Origin of the sequence: Acinetobacter sp. YH12097, from assembly GCF_013419225.1 — a bacterium.
GTDB classification, from domain to species: Bacteria; Pseudomonadota; Gammaproteobacteria; order Pseudomonadales; family Moraxellaceae; genus Acinetobacter; species Acinetobacter amyesii.
The window spans coordinates 29,119-48,713 of sequence record NZ_VPAN01000006.1; the positions used below are offsets into that span (position 1 = coordinate 29,119).

Here is a 19,595-nt window from a genome sequence, read left to right on the forward strand (position 1 = left end):
AATGGGCCACCGTTTAAGTAAAATTTATACCCGCACAGGCGATTCAGGCACAACAGGTCTTGGTGACGGATCACGTGTAGCAAAGGATGATTTACGCATTGAAGCCTTAGGAGATGTCGATGAACTCAATTCAAGCATTGGTATTCTGCGTTCGCACATCGCACTTAGCAGTATTGAAGACAAAGCGGCTTGGGATAAATCGCTCAGCCTGATTCAGCATTGGTTATTCGACCTTGGCGGTGAAGTCTGCATTCCAAACTTCAACTTGGTACAACCTGTGTCAATTGAGTTTTTGGAAAATGACATTGACCGTATGAATGAAGCGCTGCCAATGCTCAAAGACTTTATCCTGCCATCAGGAACATTGGTGTGCAGCTTTGCCCATCAAGCGCGTGCAGTTTGCCGCCGTGCAGAACGTCGTTTAATGGCTGTACATAACCGTGACCAGAACATTCAAGCACCGTCATTGCAGCTACTTAACCGACTCTCTGACTGGTTATTTGTCGCATCGCGTACATTACAACGCGCTGAAGGTGGTTCTGAGGTGCTGTGGCAGAAAAATATTAACGACACGATTGATCAATAAGTTTTGGATTCAAAAATTGCTCAAATCCTTTGACCAATTAAAAGTCTATTTTACATTGAAATAAATCGAAACATTTCGTCCGATCATTCTTGTATTTCAGGATGATCGGATCAAAATAACAGTGTCATCTCCCTGTCATTCTTACAGGACACTATGTTTTTATCTTTCAATTTTGCAGGCCCTTTATGCGCATAATCGGTCACCGTGGCGCTCGTGGCGAAGCACCTGAAAACACCCTTGGCGGTTTTCAATATATTCAAGATTTAGGGATTCGTGCTGTCGAATTTGACGTTCGGCAACTGAAAGATCGTGCCCTAGTGATTATGCATGATGACCAATTTATGCGAACGGCAGGTCAAGATAAACATCTATATGAATGTAGTTCACAAGAGTTAGAACCCTATAACCATGCCGTTACTTGGTCAGAATGGAATAAAGTTGAACCGACGCCACTGCTCGAACAAACACTTAAAATTATTCATAACTTCGATCATATTGAAGTTGAAGTGAAAGCGGTGAAGACACAAGCTGAAGCTGAAGCGTTGACTGAAACCTTGGAACAACAGCTTCAAGGCTTTGAACATTCCGCTGTGATCACCAGTTTTGATCCTAAAATTCATCTTGCTTTGCAACAAAAAAAATCTGGCTTCAAACGCGGGCTTTTGGTTGAAACGGACGTAAAATTTAAAGCGATTGAACAAGCACTCGAATTGGATTGTATCCAAATTGGTTGGATGAACCAACTCGCCAATTCAGACATTATTCAGGCCACACAGCAGGCAAAATTAAATGTGAGCGTGTGGACTGTCAACGATGTTGATCGTGCTAAACAGCTTAAAGATTGGGGCATTAACGGCTTAATTACCGACTATCCTAAAATGATGATGCAGCATTTTTAATGCTGCTTTATTCCCCTAGTTTTATGTAATTCAGTCTTCGATCAACACGTGGCTTTTTCAACTGGCCTATTTTCGTTCTAAAACCAACACGGTTTGACCCCGACTGTTTTGCATTGTCATCTGTTTCGCTTGAATTTGAAACTGTGTTGCGGCTTGCAATCCATCTGAAAGTTCAGCCTCTTGAGCCAAAGCCGAATCACAACTGAAATAGCCTGCTCACGCATTCAAATCAATGCTGTGTTTTAAGGTATCGATCACATAAGTGCCACTGATGTTATTACATCCCGTATTGCCTTGAATTTGGCGAAATTGTGAACTGAACTGCAAATAAGGTTGATGATGAAAGAACTTGGCTTTTTGCCCTGCAATTTGCACAATCGTCCATGGAATATCTTGTATCCCATCATTTACGCGAATGACTTTTAATGGCTGCTCAACGCTGTTGCCATGTGACTTTTCCTGTGATTTCCCTTGTGACTTTGTAGTCACCTTCTGCGTCGGAGAACTTTGACAGGCCATGAGTCCCAGACAACTGATCAGAAAGCCGCCCCAGATACAGTGTTTGACCAAAAGCTGCGGATTATTTTGACGATTTTGCTGTTTTTTTAGCATCTTTTTTACCCCACAAAAAGTCAAATAACTTCAGTCGTATTATGTTACTGTTTAGAACAATACAACTGTACAATAACAGTGGTGAAAACGGGTTTTCCCGTGCTACTATTCTGTACGTTTAAAATCCCTTAAAAAATTAATGGGATTAGTCCTATCTATACCTCCCAAGGTTTCAGGAGTGCTGTTGGAGATGAATGCTCCCCTACCCAAAGCCCCAATGAACTGGATTGCTATTTTTGCATTGGTGTTTTTACCTATTGTCGCAGTTATTGCAATTCCGTTATATGCCATTAATCATGATTTTAGTGCCGCTGCTTGGATCAGTATGTTTGTTTTACTGGGTGTCAGCAGTTTAGGTATTACCGCAGGTTATCACCGCTTATGGGCACACCGTGCTTATGAAGCAACCTTGCCTTTAAAAATCATTTTAATGCTCATGGGTACTTTTGCTGTTCAGAACAGTATTTTGTTCTGGGCTTCAGGTCACCGTACACATCACCGTCATGTAGACGATATTGACCAAGATCCATACTCGATTAATCGTGGTTTCTGGTATGCCCATATCGGGTGGATGCTTCGTGATTATCCAGCAGCAGAACCGAACTACAAAAACGCACCTGATCTGTTAAAAGATAAAGTCGTTTTGTTCCAAGATAAATACTACATTCCACTGGTAATTGCTGTTCATGCGGCGATTTTAGTGCCAATTGGTTGGGCTGTTGGCGACATGTGGGGCGTTCTATTATTGGGCGGTTTAATGCGTCTAATCTTGAGCCATCATGTGACGTTCTTTATTAACTCACTGTGTCACATGTGGGGTAAACGTCCGTATACTGACGAAAATACCGCTCGTGATAACTTCTGGCTAGCTATTGCTACTTGGGGTGAGGGTTATCATAACTATCACCACATTTTCCAATACGACTACCGTAATGGTGTGAAATGGTGGCAATACGATCCAACAAAATGGTTGATTTGGAGCTGCTCTAAATTAGGTCTTGCTAAAAATTTACGCCGTATCCCTAGCTTTAATATTAAAAAAGCTGAGTTGGCTATGAAGTTCAAGTATGCGGAACAAGACCTTGCCATCTATGGTCTCAACATGACCGATGATATTACGACAGCCAAACAACGTATTTCTCAAGAATATGATGCGTTTTCGCAAACTTTGAATGACTGGGCAAAATTAAAAGAGCAGGAAATTCAAGCGAAGAAAACTGCAGTTGCTGAAAAAATTCATCAAATGGATGACAAACTCAAACTTGAATTCCTACAAGTTGAACAGCGTTTGTCACAGCACCGTGAAACACTGAATCAATTGATGCGTAACTTGAAAAAGAAAACCGCTTAATTCTTTTAAGCCTTTCAAATTATAAAGCCTCCACATATGGAGGCTTTATTGATTTTAAGCTACAGTTTTTCTATCTGGTCTTTGCTATAGTTTCAACATAATTTGAATTTTTAAAGATCATTATGCTGTTCAATGCCCGCTATAACACCCTGCCACCTCGCCTGTATCACCATCAGCAGCCAGTTCCTCTAAAAGGTGCAAAAGCTGGGCATTTTAATGCCGCTCTTGCGGATGAGCTGCAATGGTCTGAGACAGATAAACAGGCTTGGGTTGAAATCTGCAGCGGTCAAAAAACCTTTGCAGAATTTGAACCTTTGGCCATGGTCTACGCAGGTCACCAGTTTGGACAATGGGCAGGCCAATTGGGAGATGGACGCGGCTTATTGATTGGGCAAATCATCGATAAACATGGGCAAACCATTGACCTGCACCTTAAAGGCGCCGGCTCGACCCCTTACTCACGCATGGGCGATGGTCGTGCAGTATTGCGCTCGACTATTCGTGAATATTTGGCAGGACATGCGCTCAACAGCGTAGGCGTTGCATCCAGTAATGCAGTGGGTTTTACCAGTTCTGAGCAAGGCGTACAGCGTGAAAAACTCGAGCTCGGCGCGATGATGCTGCGTACATCTGACTGTCATATCCGATTGGGACATTTTGAATGGATCAATCAATATCAGGGTGATTTACTACCTGAATTCACGCAAAAATGTATTGAGTGGCATTACCCTGAATGCTTGAATGCCGAACAACCGATTTTAGCTTTTGCCACTCAAGTCATTCAGCGTACCGCAGTGATGATTGCCAAATGGCAGCTGATTGGTTTTGCGCATGGCGTGATGAATACCGACAACCTGAATATTACAGGTTCAACTTTGGACTTCGGCCCTTATGGCTTTATGGAACGTTTCCGTCCAAATTGGATTAACAACCATTCGGATTACCAAGGCCGCTATACCTATCAGCAGCAGCCAAGTATCGGACATTGGAATCTATGGCAATGGCTGAATAACTTAGTGCCGCTCTGCCCTGCAGATTATGACAAAGAGCAATGGAAAGAAGATCTAGCCAAATGCTTAGAGCATTTTGAACTGACCTTCTTGGAACATTATAAATTGGGCTTAAGCCAAAAAATGGGGCTGCCGAGTTTTCATAAAGACAGCTTCGACTGCGCCATGGCCTTTTTACGCATTCTGCAAAGTGAACAACTGGATTACACGCAAAGCTTTATCCGTCTGCAAAATCATGAATATGAAGCCATTAAAGATGATTGCCTTGACCGCCGCGGCTTTGAAGGTTTCTTGGCACAATATGAAAGCATCCGTGCGCATCAGGACACCGATGCTTTAGATGCTGAAATGGCACAGGCCAATCCGCAATATATCTTGCGCAACCATATGGCACAAAAGGCGATTGAACTTGCTGAACGTAATGATTTTTCAGAAGTACAGCGTTTGTTTACATTGCTCAGTCAGCCCTTTAGTAAACAGCCTGAACTGGAAACAACAGAAGATTTAGGCCCCTTGCCAAGTGATGTGCCTGAAGTGATGGTCAGCTGCTCGTCTTAAACATTTATCCACAAATTAATGCATCAATCGAAGCAAAATTGTGGATAATTTAAACATTATCCACAATTCAGAAATCGATGGACTGCGAAAGCACTTCATCCTCTAAAAAATAATGACAAGAAAAAATATCACGATCTTTAGTTTCGCTATCCTCTTCTGTATTGCGGTAGCCTACTTTGCCTATCAAAAATTTGAAAAATATCTACCTACACCTGCCAATGCACTGGTCTTTCCACCTGAATTAAGTGATTTGCAAATTCAAAAAATTCGCAAAGAAACGCCGATCGACAATATTCAGGTACATAAAGCTCAGCGTTATTTGGAATTAAAACATCAGGATCAAGTCATTCGGCGTTACCCGATGCGTCTGGGTTTTCAACCGCTAGGACATAAAGTTCAAGAAGGTGATGGCAAAACGCCTGAAGGCAGCTATATGATTGATTGGCGCAATCCGCAAAGTTCATTTTATAAGTCTTTGCATATCTCTTACCCCAATGCGACCGATAAACAGAAAGCTAAAGATTTAGGGGTTTCTGCAGGCGGAGATATTATGATTCATGGTTCTGCGACCAGTTTACAAATGAAAGCTGCACCACAACTGATGACTTATTTCCCACAAAAAGATTGGACTTGGGGCTGTATTGCAGTGCGCAATATTGATATGGATGAAATTTGGCAATTGGTAAATAATGATACCGTTATTCATATTCATCCTTAGGCTTTAACGTTCAAGCTTATTTTTAGGTTATCCCCTATGATTGCATTACACGCTGTAGCTGCTAAGACGGCCTTAGCCCTGCCTGAAACTACATGCAGCCAGCCTTTTGGTGAAGGCTGTGATGTGTTTAAGGTGATGGATAAGGTTTTTATGCTGAGTTTTCATTTAGAAGGCAAAGCAGCTATCAATCTAAAAGTGCTGCCTGATAATGGCACGATGCTGAAGGATATTTATCCTTTTATTCGTGCGGGCTGGCATATGAATAAACAGCATTGGATTTCTGTTTTTACAGATGACGCATTGGAAGAAGAACTGCTGCAAGATTTGGTACTGAATTCTTATGAATTGGTGGTGTCGAAGCTAAATAAGGGACAACGGCAGAGGATTGAATTGCTGAGGAGTGTTTAAATACTCTTATAAAGGATAAATTAAATTCCAAATAGCAGCCATTAAGTAAATAAGGGTTTAAGTCATTAGTCGAAAAAATTAGACTAATGAGCCTCTACTCATCTAAGTCTTTAATCAATGTGTAGTAAGAGTCCGATAAATCACAGTTTAATTTTTGCATTAATGCAGAAAAATAATCATCCGAATCATCAGCTTCAAAATAAACAGTTTTATATTTTTTTAGTAATGTGCTCAATTCATTTTGAAAGAAAAACAGATAGTCATCCATATGATCCTCATCCATCCCTCCCATATATGCAACTTCAATTGAATTTTCGTCTGAACCACCAATAAAAAAGTAAGCACAAACTTGAGAATGTTGGTTTAAAAGAATTGTTGACTCCATTACATTTATATTTTTTAAATATTCGAACAATAAGTCAGGTGAAAATTCCTGAGCTAAAGCATTAACACCTTCATGAAATCGCCTGTAGTTTTTATGGAACAATTTCTTTAATTCTTGCCATTCTTCTTTCGACATCTGATTTAATTTTTTAGTTTTTATTCTTTTTATATCTGTATAGATTTCAGTTATTTCGGTTAATTCAATCAAGTAAGTCGTTCTAGCAATATAAAAACGATGCGACTCAAACAGTTCACGTAAAGAATTATTCCTAGAATTGAGTATGAGTTGTAATCCTCTCGTTTTAGATTTTTTCTCTAAATCATTGATAAATTTTATCAATAGATTAGCCTCTAAATCATTTTGTACCTCATGAAATAAAATATAATCTCGATTAGGATGGACATGATTAGAATAAAGCATTCCCAGTGCAATGATCGTATCATCTCTTTTCGCAACGACATGATAAAAACCTATCTTTGGTAAATGATGCTCAATTAAATATTGCTGTAAATGCATATTCATTTGTGAATCAAAATGCTGAGAATCTAAAATTTTAATATTCATAATTATTTACCGATTTATTTTTAAAAATAAAAAATTAATTATTCAGCCCAAAAAAATTCAAAAAATATACTTCTTACCAAATTTTTAATGTTTTTAATTAATATCAACACTTTAACCTAAACCGTATGAATTTAAAGCATACTGGAACGGCTGCTATCGATACTAACACTCCATAAATATGTTTATTTTCAAAATAATTTAGCAAAGACATTCTTTAACAGCGCGAAACAAGAACGCCTGCATATCAAAAGGCTCTTCCCTAAGCCTCCATCTTATTAAACTTTCTTTGCTTGCATCACCTTAAACAGTACAAACAGCAATAAAATCCATACGGGCTGCATCAGCACCGACAACATAAAACCCTGATTCCACATGATGTACAAAATCATCAGCATGAATGCTAATACAACGTAATTAGTGAACGGCGCAAATAAAGCAGGAAACTTAGTTTGTATGCCCTGCTGCTGCATCGCTTTTCTAAACTTCAAATGAATCAAGCTGATTAACATCCAATTCAGCACCGCAGCACTCACCACGATATAAATCAAATAACTCAATGCTTTTTCAGGCAAGAAATAGTTCAGCAGCACACAGCCAAAAATCAGCAAAGCAGAAAATAAAACCGCAGCAATCGGCGTACCGTGTTTATTCACCTGTTTAAATGCTTTGGGCGCATTGCCCTGCTCTGCCAAGCCCAACAGCATACGGCTATTGGCATACATGCCGCTATTGCAGACCGAAACGGATGCCGTCAAAATAATAAAATTCAGCAAATGCGCCGCCCAATCAATCCCCATCTGATTAAAAATCATCACAAAAGGACTATGATCCAAACCGCCAAGTTTCAACTGATTCCACGGCACCAGCGACAGCAGTACTGCCAAGGAACAGATATAAAATAAAAACACGCGGATTACAGTCTGATTCACTGCTTTGGGAATGTTTTGATCTGGATTTTCAGTTTCAGCTGCCGCCATGCTGATCAGTTCAATGCCGCCAAAAGCAAACATCATAAAGGCCAGCATATAGAATAAGCCTTCAAAACCATGCGGGAAAAAGCCGCCATGTACCCATAAATTGCTAAATGAGAAAGGCAATTAACCCGCCAATCAAATAACCCAAAATGATCGAAGGCCCTGCAGACTCAATAATATGCGCAGAACCTAAAAATAGCCCTGTACCAATCGCCCCGCCCATAGCAATCAGCTGAATATGGCGGTTCTTTAATCGGCGCTGTAGTTGAGGCATTTCGCTGCTCACAACATGTTCTCATCTTATAAAAAAGTGGATTGTAGCCTGTGCATCCGCTAAGAACTACATCTTGATATCCAACAATTTTAACTTAAAGGTATTTTTACAGATCAGATGAGCATCAAATGTAAAGTTTTATTGATTGGTTTAAATAACTTAGGTCAAGACAATCTTTTGCCTATTTTTTTCAAATTTATACTTTTATTGAATATTTTTGAGGCTTCATCACACAGCAATATGCCCTACATCATAAAAACAGCGCCCAATTGAGCGCTGTTTTAAAAGCGAATCCGCAGTGATTGATCACTTATATGTAACTTACTGATGTTACGCAGTAACACCAGAAGTGCAATTTGATTCAAATAAAACAGCGATACGCGGTAACGTCATCCACAAGTGTTTGAGACAGGACTACTTCTAATCAAAAATGTTTTTGCGATGCTTTGAATAATTTGACGGTAGTGAACGAGTTTTGCGGATGACAATGGTTTTGGGTACTTTTGCCGAAACAAAAGTACCTCCAGCCGAAGGCTAATCCCTTTATTCAATCCTTAGATGTAAGACTCCGTCGAATAGACTTAAAAATCATTTTAAAAGTGCATAAGTACTTTTACGTGCGTAACATCAGTAACTTAGATAATTAACATCTATAAGTGCTTATTTACGCTGTGGCTCGTCAGCCCACCGTGCATAACTCTTCGTGCTTTTCAACAAAACGCCCGCTTGTTTTGCAGCGACGCCACTATAGTCCTGAGAGAAACTATCTGAATTTTCATCAAAACTCGCACCATCAAATAATGGGAAAGTTCCGGCCTTTTTCTGAATCACCACATCATCAATCATCCAGCCGCGGAAACCGTTATAAAGTTCATCGACCGTTCTGAATTGGAATTTCAACTGAACATTGGCCTTGCCTGCATATTCATCTAATGAAATTGCTTCTTGCTGAACCGCAGCCGGTGCGAGGTTAAAGCCTAAATTACTGTATGGAATCGGCGCGCGCTCATATGCAGAGGATGGATCTGCCAGCGGGTTTAATCGAGCCAAAGTCTTAAAGCTGTTACCGCCGTCTGTAGAAACTAAAATATTCATCAAATCAAATCCCTGATTATTTGGATTGACTGACTCAATTTCCCACCATGTTTTAAAGCTTAAACTCAAAGGCGCCTGATACTGGCTTAGATTAATCACAGGTGAAATCAATTCTCCCGTATTGTCATGCTGCGAGGTGCCGCCATCAAACTCTGGAGCCGTAGATGAATCACTTAAAGCACCAATAAAGTTGCCATTTACTTTGTCACCATACCAATATGCCGTATTGCCTTGCAGTGGCTCAGGTACCTTGCCTTGACTTTGGTCATTCGGCGCTAAGCGCACACGCTGATTCACTTGGTTATTACGAATATTGTGACCTTTGTTGAGCAGCTGCCAATCGACATTAGCCACACTAGGCTGTGACCTTGTCCATGCACTGCGAGTAGTAGAGTCCGCTTCAAAAGTTTCACGCCATACCGCATCTGTAGATGTTGTTTCGGGCAGCACTTCAAATTGATAGCCCGATGCAGAAGAAGCAATGACCGTAACTTTTTTCGTAATGGTATTAGTTCCTGCACTGCTAATAGTGAGCGTGGCATTTTTCAATGCTTCAAGCAGCGTATTAGACACGTTAAATGAAAGCGTGAAATAACCATTAGCATCGGTAATTGCACTGACAAATGCACCATTGGTCGCAGCACCGCCAGATAATGCGACTTGCGCATTCGCTAAAGGCTTTCCTTTATAAATGACCTGACCAGACAACGTACCGACTACTGCATCATTGACAGGTGCATCACTTAAGGTCTGACAGTCTTGGTCTAAGCAGTTGAGGACAACATTCAACACAATGCTCTTATTGGTATTTTTAGGATGGATCAAGAATGCCGAAACTGCAGACTGTCCATTTTTAGTGACCAAAACATAATATGTGCCTGCAGCCAATTTAGGCAGTTTAACGATGCCTTGAGCATTAGCAAGGTAACTTTGACCTTTAAAATGAGTCGCTGTCGGTAAACTGTTGATCGGTGGAAATAGCTGTTCAGAATCATCTGCTGTACTTGCATTTGTTGCTGTTTTCAAACTACTTGCTTGTAATTTCTTCCACTCTTCGTCACTTAAAATCTGAATCGACGCAGCATTTAATGCAAGATTATTTACATCCAATAGCGTCAGCTCTTCTACACTTTTTTGAACCATAGCCTCGGCAACTGGCTCTGGCGGTACACTCCCTGTCTCATCACGATCACTACCACCACATGCCGTTAAACCCAAGACACCCGTGACCATTATTATTTTTACAAAAGCGCTATTTTTCATCTGTTCTGCCCTCTGGCTGTTCCATTTTTAAAAATTGTTATGTCTACATTGAACTCTGCCAGCCCAAACATACTGGTTAAAATTCCAGCAAAATAATAACCAATTTTCATTAAATGCGCAAATTTCACATTTTATGCCTTTATGGCTTTCGGTTCTTCTTGTATTTAAAATTAATGCAACTAGCTATACACGTAGCAAAAAAAACAGGCCGAAGCCTGTCTTTTAGAATTTACAATCTATGTTTTAATCTTCTGGATATTCAAAACGGTAGCCAACGCCATACACAGCTTGAATCCACTCATGGCGGTTGCCAGTTTCAGCAGCATCCGAAATTTTACGGCGCAGGTTTTTAATGTGACTGTCAATGACACGGTCAGCCACCTCAAAACTGTCTGGGTTGATATGATCTAGCAATTGCGCACGTGAATATACCTGCCCCACATGCTCCAAGAACAACTCTAGTAAACGGAACTCCGTTGGCGTTAAGCTCAGCGCTTTTTGTTGATACCAAATGCGCTGCTGTGCTTTGTCCATACGGAATAAATCATTGACTTCGGGTTCTGCTTTTCGTTCTAAACGGCGTAATACCGCTTGCACACGTGCCACCAACTCTTTCGGACTAAACGGTTTGCAGACATAATCGTCAGCACCCATATTAAGCCCCAATACACGGTCAATTTCTTCAGTACGTGCAGTCACCATAATAATTGGCAAATCAGACTGCTCACGCACCTTGCGGCAAATGGTTAAGCCATCCATACGGGGCACCATCAGGTCTAAAATCATCAGACTCGGTTTACGTTGAGTGAAGCTTTCATAGGCTTCTTGCCCATCATGAAACATGCTGACTTCAAAGCCTGCAGCCTCTAGATAATCACGCACTAGCTGTGCAAGTTCCACTTCATCTTCAACCAACATGATATGTTTCATGCATGCTTCCTTTTAATGTTTCATCTGTTTGGGAAATGTCAATTTGCAACGCAAACCGCCCAATGGAGAATGATCAAAACTCAATTCTCCGCCCAATGCTCTAGCTATTTTTACGGATAACGCCAATCCTAATCCTGTACCACCGGTTGCACGCGTGCGCGAATCATCCACGCGATAGAAACGCTCACCTAAACGTGCCAACTGTTCATCAGTTAAACCAAATGGGCTGTCATCGACATACACGGTCCACTGGGTTTCATCCTGCTCAGTATGTACATGCACTTCACCACCAGCTTCCGTATAACGAATACTGTTGCCCAATAAGTTGACCATAATCTGTTTAAAACGGTCTATATCTAATTGTAATGAAGTCCCTTCGCCCGTTGCGGTAATTTTCAAATCTGCTTGCTCAAACTTCGGCTTAAAGCTTTCAACTTCTTGCATCACTACATCCCACGGATTGAGCGTGGTCAAATAACAATTCAGTTGTTGTGCATCGGCTTGCGCCAAATCCGCCAAATCTTTGGTCAATTTTTTCAAACTACTCACTTGATTAAGCATCGAAGCAAAATGCTCTGGCGTTGGCTTACGAATACCGTCCTGCATCGCCTCAATTTGAGCCTGCAACACCGCCAATGGCGTTTTTAATTCATGTGAAGTATCGGCAACCCATTGACGACGTGACGTTTCATGCTGATCGAGAATCACGGCCAACTGGTTCAATTCATTTGATAAATCGCCGAGTTCATCATTACGGTTCACCGCGACTTGATGTTGATAATTGCCCTTGGTTAACTCACGTGTCCCCATTAACAAACGCTGAATCGGTTTTTTAAAGTAGGTCGCCAATAACAGTGCAGCAATTAAACTCGCAATAAAACTAAGCACATAAACCAATAATAAATAACGTTTTTGCTTACTAAAAAAGTTAATACTGATCGCATCATCTTGCTCGAGTACAGGTTTGAGTCCTAGATACCCCACGATTTGATTATTCACCATAATCGGACGATAAGAAATCTGTTCATCTGTCGGTTCACCCACGACAAATTGGCGCTGTGCATCATATAAAGATAAACGCGAACTCAAGCCCAAGCGGTCAGGCATTTGGATAAACTGTTTTTTACCACCATTGTTGGTATTGTTTTGAGATGATTGACCTGTATCTTTATCTTTTTCATCCGCGTTCGCTTCTTTGGGGCGGAACACATTTTGATTCGCGCTTAAAGGAAATTTTAAACCTTCAAAGGGTTGAAACTCAGACGGTAAATTTTGTTCCAGCCATTTCAGCTCTTCAGTTTTTTGTTCCGCCGTTTGCTGCGGTGTCGCCAACATCGACGTTGCATTCAAACTATGATCTTGGAAATAGCGCTGCTGCAATGCAATGTCATATTGACGACGTAGCCACCACCGAGAGAGACGATCATAGTCATCGGGTGCTGCCTGCCCTTCAATTTGCAAAATCTGCGCCTGAATCGCATTGCCCCAATCATGATAAACCGTATACACATCGGCTAAATTTTCAATGACATGGTCAAGCTTTTGCATCTCGACATCGGCTACATATTTAGTGAAATTACGCTGCATATTCCAATGCAACACGCCTAAACTTACCGTTGTGATGACGAGCGTCGTCAACAGCACAGTCAGAAACAAGCGTAGGGCAATCGGGATACGACGTATTTTCAAAAGAGAACTCTCATTTTTCTTCTATATTCATTATTGTAGCGAACACGCAACTAAAAAACTCTCCATTGTTTCTACATCTTTATTATTTAATCTTTAACCATCGAAAAAAATATCTAATCTGGTGGGGTATAGACTATGAAACAAATGACCAAAATGGCTTTAATCGGTGCAAGCGTATTGAGCATGGGTGCATTGACGGCTTGTCAATCAACAACCGCACCAAAAGATAACGATCATGGCCGTATGATGAAACAACATCATAGTGATCAAGATCGTCGTATGTCACCTGAGCAACGTGAACATTTCAAACAAATGCGTGCAGAGCAACGTCAAGTGTTTGCAGAGATGCAAAAAGCCTGTGATGGCAAGACTACAGGTTCAACAGTTCAAGTAAAAGCTGGCGATAAAAGCATTGATGGTACATGTACCATGGTGTTCAACGCAGACCGTCAAGACATGAAAAAAGCACGTGGTGAACACAAACCAATGCGCGGTGAACATCGTCCAATGCATGGCGACATGCGTGGTCAGATGCAACGCGGTGAGCCACTGACTGATGCAAAACGTGCAGAGCTGACTAAACAATTTGATCAGCGTTTAGCAGAACGCCAAGCGAAGCAACAAGCGATTATGAAAGCATGCCAAGGCAAGACTGATGGCAGTGCGGTTGCCATTAAAGTTGGCGAACAGCAAATCAATGGTAAATGTGAAGTGCGCTTCCAACCTAAAGCCCCTGTTGCCCCAACGCCAGCACCAGTAAAATAATCCAAACTTAGATCGCAATATCATTGCGTAAAAAAAGGCACTCCCATGAGTGCCTTTTTTATTGGACATATCTTTTTACGCTTTTTGACTATTTGTGTCATTCATTTTCAGCCAAAAGTGTTTACACTCAATGCACTTAGCATTTTCAAGGGATATTTCTTTGACTTTACAGTCACCAACAAATCGCCCTGAAATGCTTGTACCCAATAAGAAGATGTTGCACGATTAGAACCATTCCAATACGTGTCATTGAAGACACGTTCAAATGTTTATTTAGGATTACTAACGCTGGTAGAAACCAGTATTGAGGAAAACGATATGCCACAATACAAAGCGCCCTTACGTGATATGCAATTTGTTCTGCATGAACTATTAAAAGCAGAAGATCACTATGCACAACTGCCTGCATTTTCTGACACCGTAAGCCGTGAGTTGGTTGACCAATATCTAGAAGCTGCTGCTGACTTCTGTGAAAATGAACTTTCTCCTCTTAACCAAGTCGGCGACCGTGAAGGTTGTACTTGGAATGATGGCGTTGTAACAACACCAACTGGTTTTAAAGAAGCGTATCAAAAATATATCGAACTTGGTTTCCCATCTTTGTCTGCTGAAGAACAGTATGGCGGTCAAGGTCTACCTGTTTCACTAGGTAACATCATTTCAGAAATGGTGGGTACGTCAAACTGGGCTTGGGGTATGTATCCTGGTCTATCTCATGGTGCTGTACGTACTTTAGAACACCACGGTTCACAAGAACAAAAAGACACTTACCTGCCTAAACTTGTTTCAGGTGAATGGACAGGTACGATGTGCTTAACAGAATCTCATGCAGGTTCTGACTTAGGTATTATCCGTTCTAAAGCTGAACCACAAGCAGACGGTAGCTACGCAATCTCTGGCGAGAAAATCTTTATCTCTGCTGGTGAACACGACATGGCTGAAAACATCATCCATATCGTCCTTGCTCGTCTACCAGGTGCACCAAAAGGCACGAAAGGTATTTCATTATTCATCGTACCTAAATTCAATGTAAATGCTGATGGCTCAATTGGTGAGCGCAATGCTGTACGTTGTGGTTCGATTGAACACAAAATGGGTATCCATGGTAACGCGACTTGTGTCATCAACTTTGATAACGCAAAAGGTTTCTTGATTGGCCCTGAAAACCGCGGTCTAAACTGCATGTTCACATTCATGAACACTGCACGTATCGGTACTGCTGTACAAGGTCTTTCAGCTTCTGAAGGTGCTTTCCAAGGTGCGCTTGCTTATGCAAAAGACCGTTTGGCAATGCGTTCACTTTCAGGCCCTAAAGCTCCTGAAAAAGAAGCAGATCCAATTATCGTTCACCCTGCTGTACGCAACATGCTGATGACGCAAAAATCATTTGCTGAAGCTGGCCGTGCTTTGGTTTACTTATTGTCTTTCCATGCCGATATCGTGGAACAAGGTGCAACTGAAGAAGAACGTAAATTCTCTGACAACATCTTGTCTCTATTAACACCAATTGCTAAAGCATTCTTAACTGAAACAGGTTCTGAATCTGCGAAGCACGGTGTTCAAGTATTCGGCGGTCATGGTTTCATTTCAGAACACGGTATGGAGCAAATCGTACGTGATACACGTATCTCTTGCTTATACGAAGGTACGACTGAAATTCAAGCGATTGACTTGTTAGGCCGTAAAGTATTGGGTACTCAAGGTGCAATGTTGAAAGACTTCACCAAGATCATCCATAAATTTGTTGAAGCCAACAAAGACAACGCTGCCATGAAAGAATTTGTTGAGCCGCTTGCTGCGCTAAACAAAGAATGGGGCGACCTGACTATGCAGATTGGTATGAAAGCAATGCAAAACCCAGAAGAAGTGGGTGCTGCTGCGGTCGATTACTTGTACTTCTCTGGTTATGTAACGCTTGCTTACCTATGGGCCCGCATGGCGCTAGTTGCGCAAGAAACTTTAGCTGCAGGAACAACAGATGTTGATTTCTACAATGCGAAAGTAACGACTGCCCGTTTCTACTTCAAGAAAATCTTACCGCGCGTCCGCTCTCATGTAGAAGTGATCGCAGGTGGCCTAGATCCTCTTATGGCATTGGATGCAGAACACTTTGCATTCTAATGTGAATATCTAAAACATATTCAAAAAATTGTACTCTTGAGTGCAGAAATAGAGAAAGGACGGTCATAGCATTGGCAGTCCTTTTTCTTTATAAATAGTCCCATAATTTTACTTTGGTCAATTTTCTCCACGCTTTGTGCCGATACAAATTGCCCCAAGTCCACAGATTCAAACAATAAACAGGTGAACGAACATGCCAATTTATAATGCGCCTCTTGCAGATATGAAATTCATCTTAAATGATGTTTTTAAAGCAGAACAATTCTGGCAAAACAACGAAAATCTTGCTCACGTTGATGCTGCAACTGCAGAAGCCATTCTTGAAGAAATGGCAAAATTTGCGCAAAACGTCACTCATCCTTTAAACCGCACAGGTGATGAAGAGGGCGCAACCTATAGCAATGGCAATGTCACGACTCCTGCTGGTTTCAAAGAAGCATTCAAACAATATGCAGAAGGCGGTTGGATTGGTCTAGGCGCAGACGAAGAATGGGGCGGTCAAGGCATGCCAAAGATGCTGACTGTTCTGTCTGACGAAATGCTGTTTGCAACCAACCCATCCTTCATGCTCTACCCGCTTCTTTCTGTAGGTGCAGGCATGGCCTTAAACAGCTATGCATCACAAGAGCAAAAAGAAACTTATTTGCCAAAAATGTACACAGGTGAATGGTCAGGCACCATGTGCTTAACTGAACCGCATGCAGGTACAGACTTAGGCATTATCAAAACTAAAGCTGAACGTAATGAAGACGGTACTTATAACATCACAGGTACTAAAATCTTCATCACTGGCGGTGACCACGATCTTTCTGAAAACATTATTCACTTAGTTTTAGCGAAAACACCGGATGCGCCTGCGGGCTCACGTGGTATTTCACTATTCATCGTGCCTAAATTCTTGGTGAATGCAGACGGTTCTCTAGGTGAGCGCAATGCTGCAGGCCCTGGTTCAATTGAACATAAAATGGGGATCAAAGCGTCTGCAACATGTGTGATGAACTTTGACGGCGCGAAAGGCTACCTGGTTGGTAAAGAAAATGAAGGCCTTGCAGCGATGTTCGTCATGATGAACTACGAACGTCTGTCTATGGGTATTCAAGGCCTAGGTGCTTCTGAATTTGCCTACCAAAATGCTGCGCAATATGCGACTGACCGTTTACAAGGTCGCAGCGCTTCTGGCGTGCAATCCCCTACAAAACCAGCAGACAGCATCCTTGTACACGGTGATGTACGTCGTATGTTGCTAAATGCACGTGCCAACAATGAAGCATCTCGTGCATTTGCGGTTTATGTCGGTCAACAACTGGACATTACCAAGTTCTCTACGGATCCAGAAGCAGTCAAAGCAGCAAATAACCGTGTTGCGCTGTTAACACCAATTGCGAAAGCGTACTTAACAGATACAGCTTTTCAAGCAACACTGGATGCGCAAATGGTATTTGGTGGTCATGGCTTTATTCGTGAATGGGGTATGGAACAATGTATCCGTGACCTGCGTATCGCACAGATTTACGAAGGAACCAACGGTGTTCAGTCTCAAGACTTAATTGGTCGTAAAACCATTAAGTGCAATGGTGAATTCATTGCTGAATATATCCAAGAAATCCGTGATTTTGCCAATAACTTAGATGCTAGCTTGAACTACATCAAAGATGCAACATTAGATGCAGCAGCTGAAGTTGAAGCTGTGACTCAATATGTACTTGAAGCTGCTCGTGAAAACATTGAGTTCCCGAACTCAGCAGCCGTTGATTACCTACATGCTGTAGGCTTACTCAGCTTTGCCTATATGTTTGCCCGCATTGCAGATGCAGCAAAAGACAAAGATGGCGAGTTCTACCAAAACAAACTTGCATTAACCCTTTACTTCACGCAGCGTATTTTACCTGAATTGGCTTTACGCATTGCTAAAGTGAAAGCAGGTTCTGAAGTGATCATGAACTTCTCTGAAGATTACTTTACCAACCAAGCTTAATTAGTCGTACAAAATCAAAAATGCCCGATTTATCGGGCATTTTTTTATTTTACTGCTCTTATTACATAAACACTGAGTGCAACTTTTTCAAAAAATCATAAGCATACTTACTTATTCACAATCTCCTAATTTCATTCGATATGTAAAACAAGGATGGAACTGATCGTCTAGCATTGGAAATCTAGCCCAATGCGTTGTATCTTTATCTTGTTTAAATCCGGCCTTCATTAAGACATTTTGTGATGCTAGATGTTCCTCAGCACAAAAAGATGAAACAACATTCGTGACATGATTCTGCTTTAAATACTTAATTCCTCCAATTAAGGCCTCAGTCATATAACCACAACCATGAAAATTCACCCCTAACCCAAAATGTATTTCTCCATGGTTTTCTTGATTGAAGAAATACAGTAAGCCCATCGCTAAATGCGTATTCTTATCACTAATCACCCATGCAAAATCAGGATTATGTGTCGACCAACAATGATCTGCCCACTTTTCTAAAACACTCTTGGTCTGTTGAATCGTTAAATGTGGTAACCGCTGCAGATAACGAGTTGCTTCTATATTCGAAAAATATGTATCAAATAATGAAATTTCATCTCCTAACTGATACTTTCTCAGGCATAAACGTTCAGTTTCAATCATATTGGGCATGATTCTTTAGCCTGTTATTTCATGGGATAAAATTTTTTGATCGACTCAACCATTTCAGCATTCGACATTTCCAAAGCTTTTGCCACATTCATTGCATCTACAACGCTGCGATTTTGACTCACTTTAAACTTACCCAAAATTGAGTCTATTTCGATTTCAATCGCTATAATTTTTTCCAGTTGTTCCGCGATAAAATCATGAGGCGCGTCGCCCATTTTCCATGGCACGGGTTGGCTAGCTTCATGTTGACGCGTCAAACGAGCCAGAATTCCTCGTAAATATTTTTCATCTGCAATTTTACGTATCTTGCCTTTGACATGTACCACGCGGTAATTCCATGTCGGTACAACGCGATGATGCTCCTGTTTTCCTTCATACCAGCTTGGCGAAATATAAGCATCTTCAGCCTGAAAAATAACATAGACATGTGCTGACTGATTCAATATTTCAAACATTGGATTGGCTTTGGCAATGTGCCCACGTAATACACCAAACCCACCCTGCTGCATTTCATACTCTAAAGGCAGATGATTCACCTCAAGTGTACCATCGGCAGCTGTCATAACCACCGTTGCAAGCGGGTATTGCTGAATGAGTTCGACTAAATCATCCAATTGATCATGTTTAAAATGCGTTGGTTGATACATCGTCGCTTCATTCTTATAGGACAAAATTTAAGCTCAAACTTAACATTAAAAACTTTATTAAACCTAAAAAATATTTTTGTCATATGCGCTTCATGTGCATGAAATTTGCTTGGT

General features: G+C 41.2%; 15 protein-coding genes and 2 pseudogenes. 9 read left to right on the forward strand and 8 right to left on the reverse strand.

The genetic code is table 11. From position 1 onward, the window contains the following. Position 1: 1 nt before the first annotated feature. Both FTU37_RS04290 and FTU37_RS04295 read left to right on the forward strand, forming a co-directional pair. Positions 2–586: a cob(I)yrinic acid a,c-diamide adenosyltransferase gene (locus FTU37_RS04290; protein WP_111885379.1), complete on the forward strand. Its 585-nt coding sequence runs from the start codon at positions 2–4 to the stop codon at positions 584–586. Positions 587–771: 185 nt separating this feature from the next. Continuing rightward, positions 772–1,485, forward strand: a complete 714-nt coding sequence (locus tag FTU37_RS04295; protein ID WP_180123863.1) for a glycerophosphodiester phosphodiesterase — start codon at positions 772–774, stop codon at positions 1,483–1,485. Between the two features lie 66 nt (positions 1,486–1,551). Here FTU37_RS04295 and FTU37_RS16665 read toward each other — a convergent pair. Then, positions 1,552–2,097 (reverse strand): annotated as a pseudogene (locus FTU37_RS16665) (META domain-containing protein). 190 nt (positions 2,098–2,287) lie between these two features. On the opposite strand from FTU37_RS16665, the gene FTU37_RS04310 reads away from it, so the two are divergent. From FTU37_RS04310 to FTU37_RS04325, 4 genes are all read left to right on the forward strand, one after another. Beyond that, on the forward strand, positions 2,288–3,448 hold the full coding sequence (locus FTU37_RS04310) for an acyl-CoA desaturase (protein WP_180022412.1): 1,161 nt from the start codon (positions 2,288–2,290) through the stop codon (positions 3,446–3,448). A gap of 122 nt (positions 3,449–3,570) precedes the next feature. Then, on the forward strand, positions 3,571–5,016 hold the full coding sequence (locus FTU37_RS04315; RefSeq protein WP_180123866.1) for a YdiU family protein: 1,446 nt from the start codon (positions 3,571–3,573) through the stop codon (positions 5,014–5,016). A 112-nt stretch (positions 5,017–5,128) separates the two neighbouring features. Next, entirely contained in the window at positions 5,129–5,734 is a 606-nt protein-coding gene (locus FTU37_RS04320) for a murein L,D-transpeptidase family protein (protein ID WP_180123867.1), read from the forward strand. Between the two features lie 39 nt (positions 5,735–5,773). Further along, positions 5,774–6,142, forward strand: a complete 369-nt coding sequence (locus FTU37_RS04325; RefSeq protein ID WP_180123889.1) for an MmcQ/YjbR family DNA-binding protein — start codon at positions 5,774–5,776, stop codon at positions 6,140–6,142. A gap of 94 nt (positions 6,143–6,236) precedes the next feature. Here the strand turns inward: FTU37_RS04325 and FTU37_RS04330 are convergent, their stop codons facing one another. From FTU37_RS04330 to baeS, 5 genes and pseudogenes are all read right to left on the reverse strand, one after another. After that, positions 6,237–7,091, reverse strand: coding sequence for a hypothetical protein (locus tag FTU37_RS04330; protein WP_180123868.1), 855 nt, complete (start codon positions 7,089–7,091; stop codon positions 6,237–6,239). A gap of 275 nt (positions 7,092–7,366) precedes the next feature. Next, positions 7,367–8,351 (reverse strand): annotated as a pseudogene (locus FTU37_RS04335) (amino acid permease). 648 nt (positions 8,352–8,999) lie between these two features. Further along, positions 9,000–10,697, reverse strand: coding sequence for a carboxypeptidase regulatory-like domain-containing protein (locus tag FTU37_RS04340; RefSeq protein ID WP_180123869.1), 1,698 nt, complete (start codon positions 10,695–10,697; stop codon positions 9,000–9,002). A 243-nt stretch (positions 10,698–10,940) separates the two neighbouring features. After that, positions 10,941–11,627 carry a response regulator gene (locus tag FTU37_RS04345; protein WP_111885370.1) on the reverse strand — a complete coding sequence of 229 codons (687 nt, stop codon included), beginning with the start codon at positions 11,625–11,627 and terminating at the stop codon, positions 10,941–10,943. 12 nt (positions 11,628–11,639) lie between these two features. Then, complete coding sequence (gene baeS, locus FTU37_RS04350; RefSeq protein ID WP_180123870.1) at positions 11,640–13,316, reverse strand: sensor histidine kinase efflux regulator BaeS; 1,677 nt, start codon at positions 13,314–13,316, stop codon at positions 11,640–11,642. Positions 13,317–13,451: 135 nt separating this feature from the next. On the opposite strand from baeS, the gene FTU37_RS04355 reads away from it, so the two are divergent. The 3 genes from FTU37_RS04355 to FTU37_RS04365 all read left to right on the forward strand — a co-directional run bounded on the left by FTU37_RS04355 (position 13,452) and on the right by FTU37_RS04365 (position 18,177). Next, the gene (locus FTU37_RS04355; RefSeq protein WP_168378758.1) at positions 13,452–14,081 is read left to right on the forward strand and encodes a hypothetical protein; all 630 of its coding nucleotides are present in this window, start codon (positions 13,452–13,454) and stop codon (positions 14,079–14,081) included. A 318-nt stretch (positions 14,082–14,399) separates the two neighbouring features. Further along, complete coding sequence (locus FTU37_RS04360) at positions 14,400–16,202, forward strand: acyl-CoA dehydrogenase C-terminal domain-containing protein (RefSeq protein WP_180022419.1); 1,803 nt, start codon at positions 14,400–14,402, stop codon at positions 16,200–16,202. Positions 16,203–16,395: 193 nt separating this feature from the next. Beyond that, a complete protein-coding gene (locus tag FTU37_RS04365) occupies positions 16,396–18,177 on the forward strand; it encodes an acyl-CoA dehydrogenase C-terminal domain-containing protein (protein ID WP_180123871.1) in 1,782 nt (593 codons plus the stop codon). 111 nt (positions 18,178–18,288) lie between these two features. Here the strand turns inward: FTU37_RS04365 and FTU37_RS04370 are convergent, their stop codons facing one another. Together FTU37_RS04370 and FTU37_RS04375 are read right to left on the reverse strand one after the other, a co-directional pair. Beyond that, complete coding sequence (locus tag FTU37_RS04370; RefSeq protein ID WP_180123872.1) at positions 18,289–18,834, reverse strand: GNAT family N-acetyltransferase; 546 nt, start codon at positions 18,832–18,834, stop codon at positions 18,289–18,291. Positions 18,835–18,848: 14 nt separating this feature from the next. Further along, a complete protein-coding gene (locus tag FTU37_RS04375) occupies positions 18,849–19,481 on the reverse strand; it encodes an FMN-binding negative transcriptional regulator (protein ID WP_180123890.1) in 633 nt (210 codons plus the stop codon). Positions 19,482–19,595: the final 114 nt, after the last annotated feature.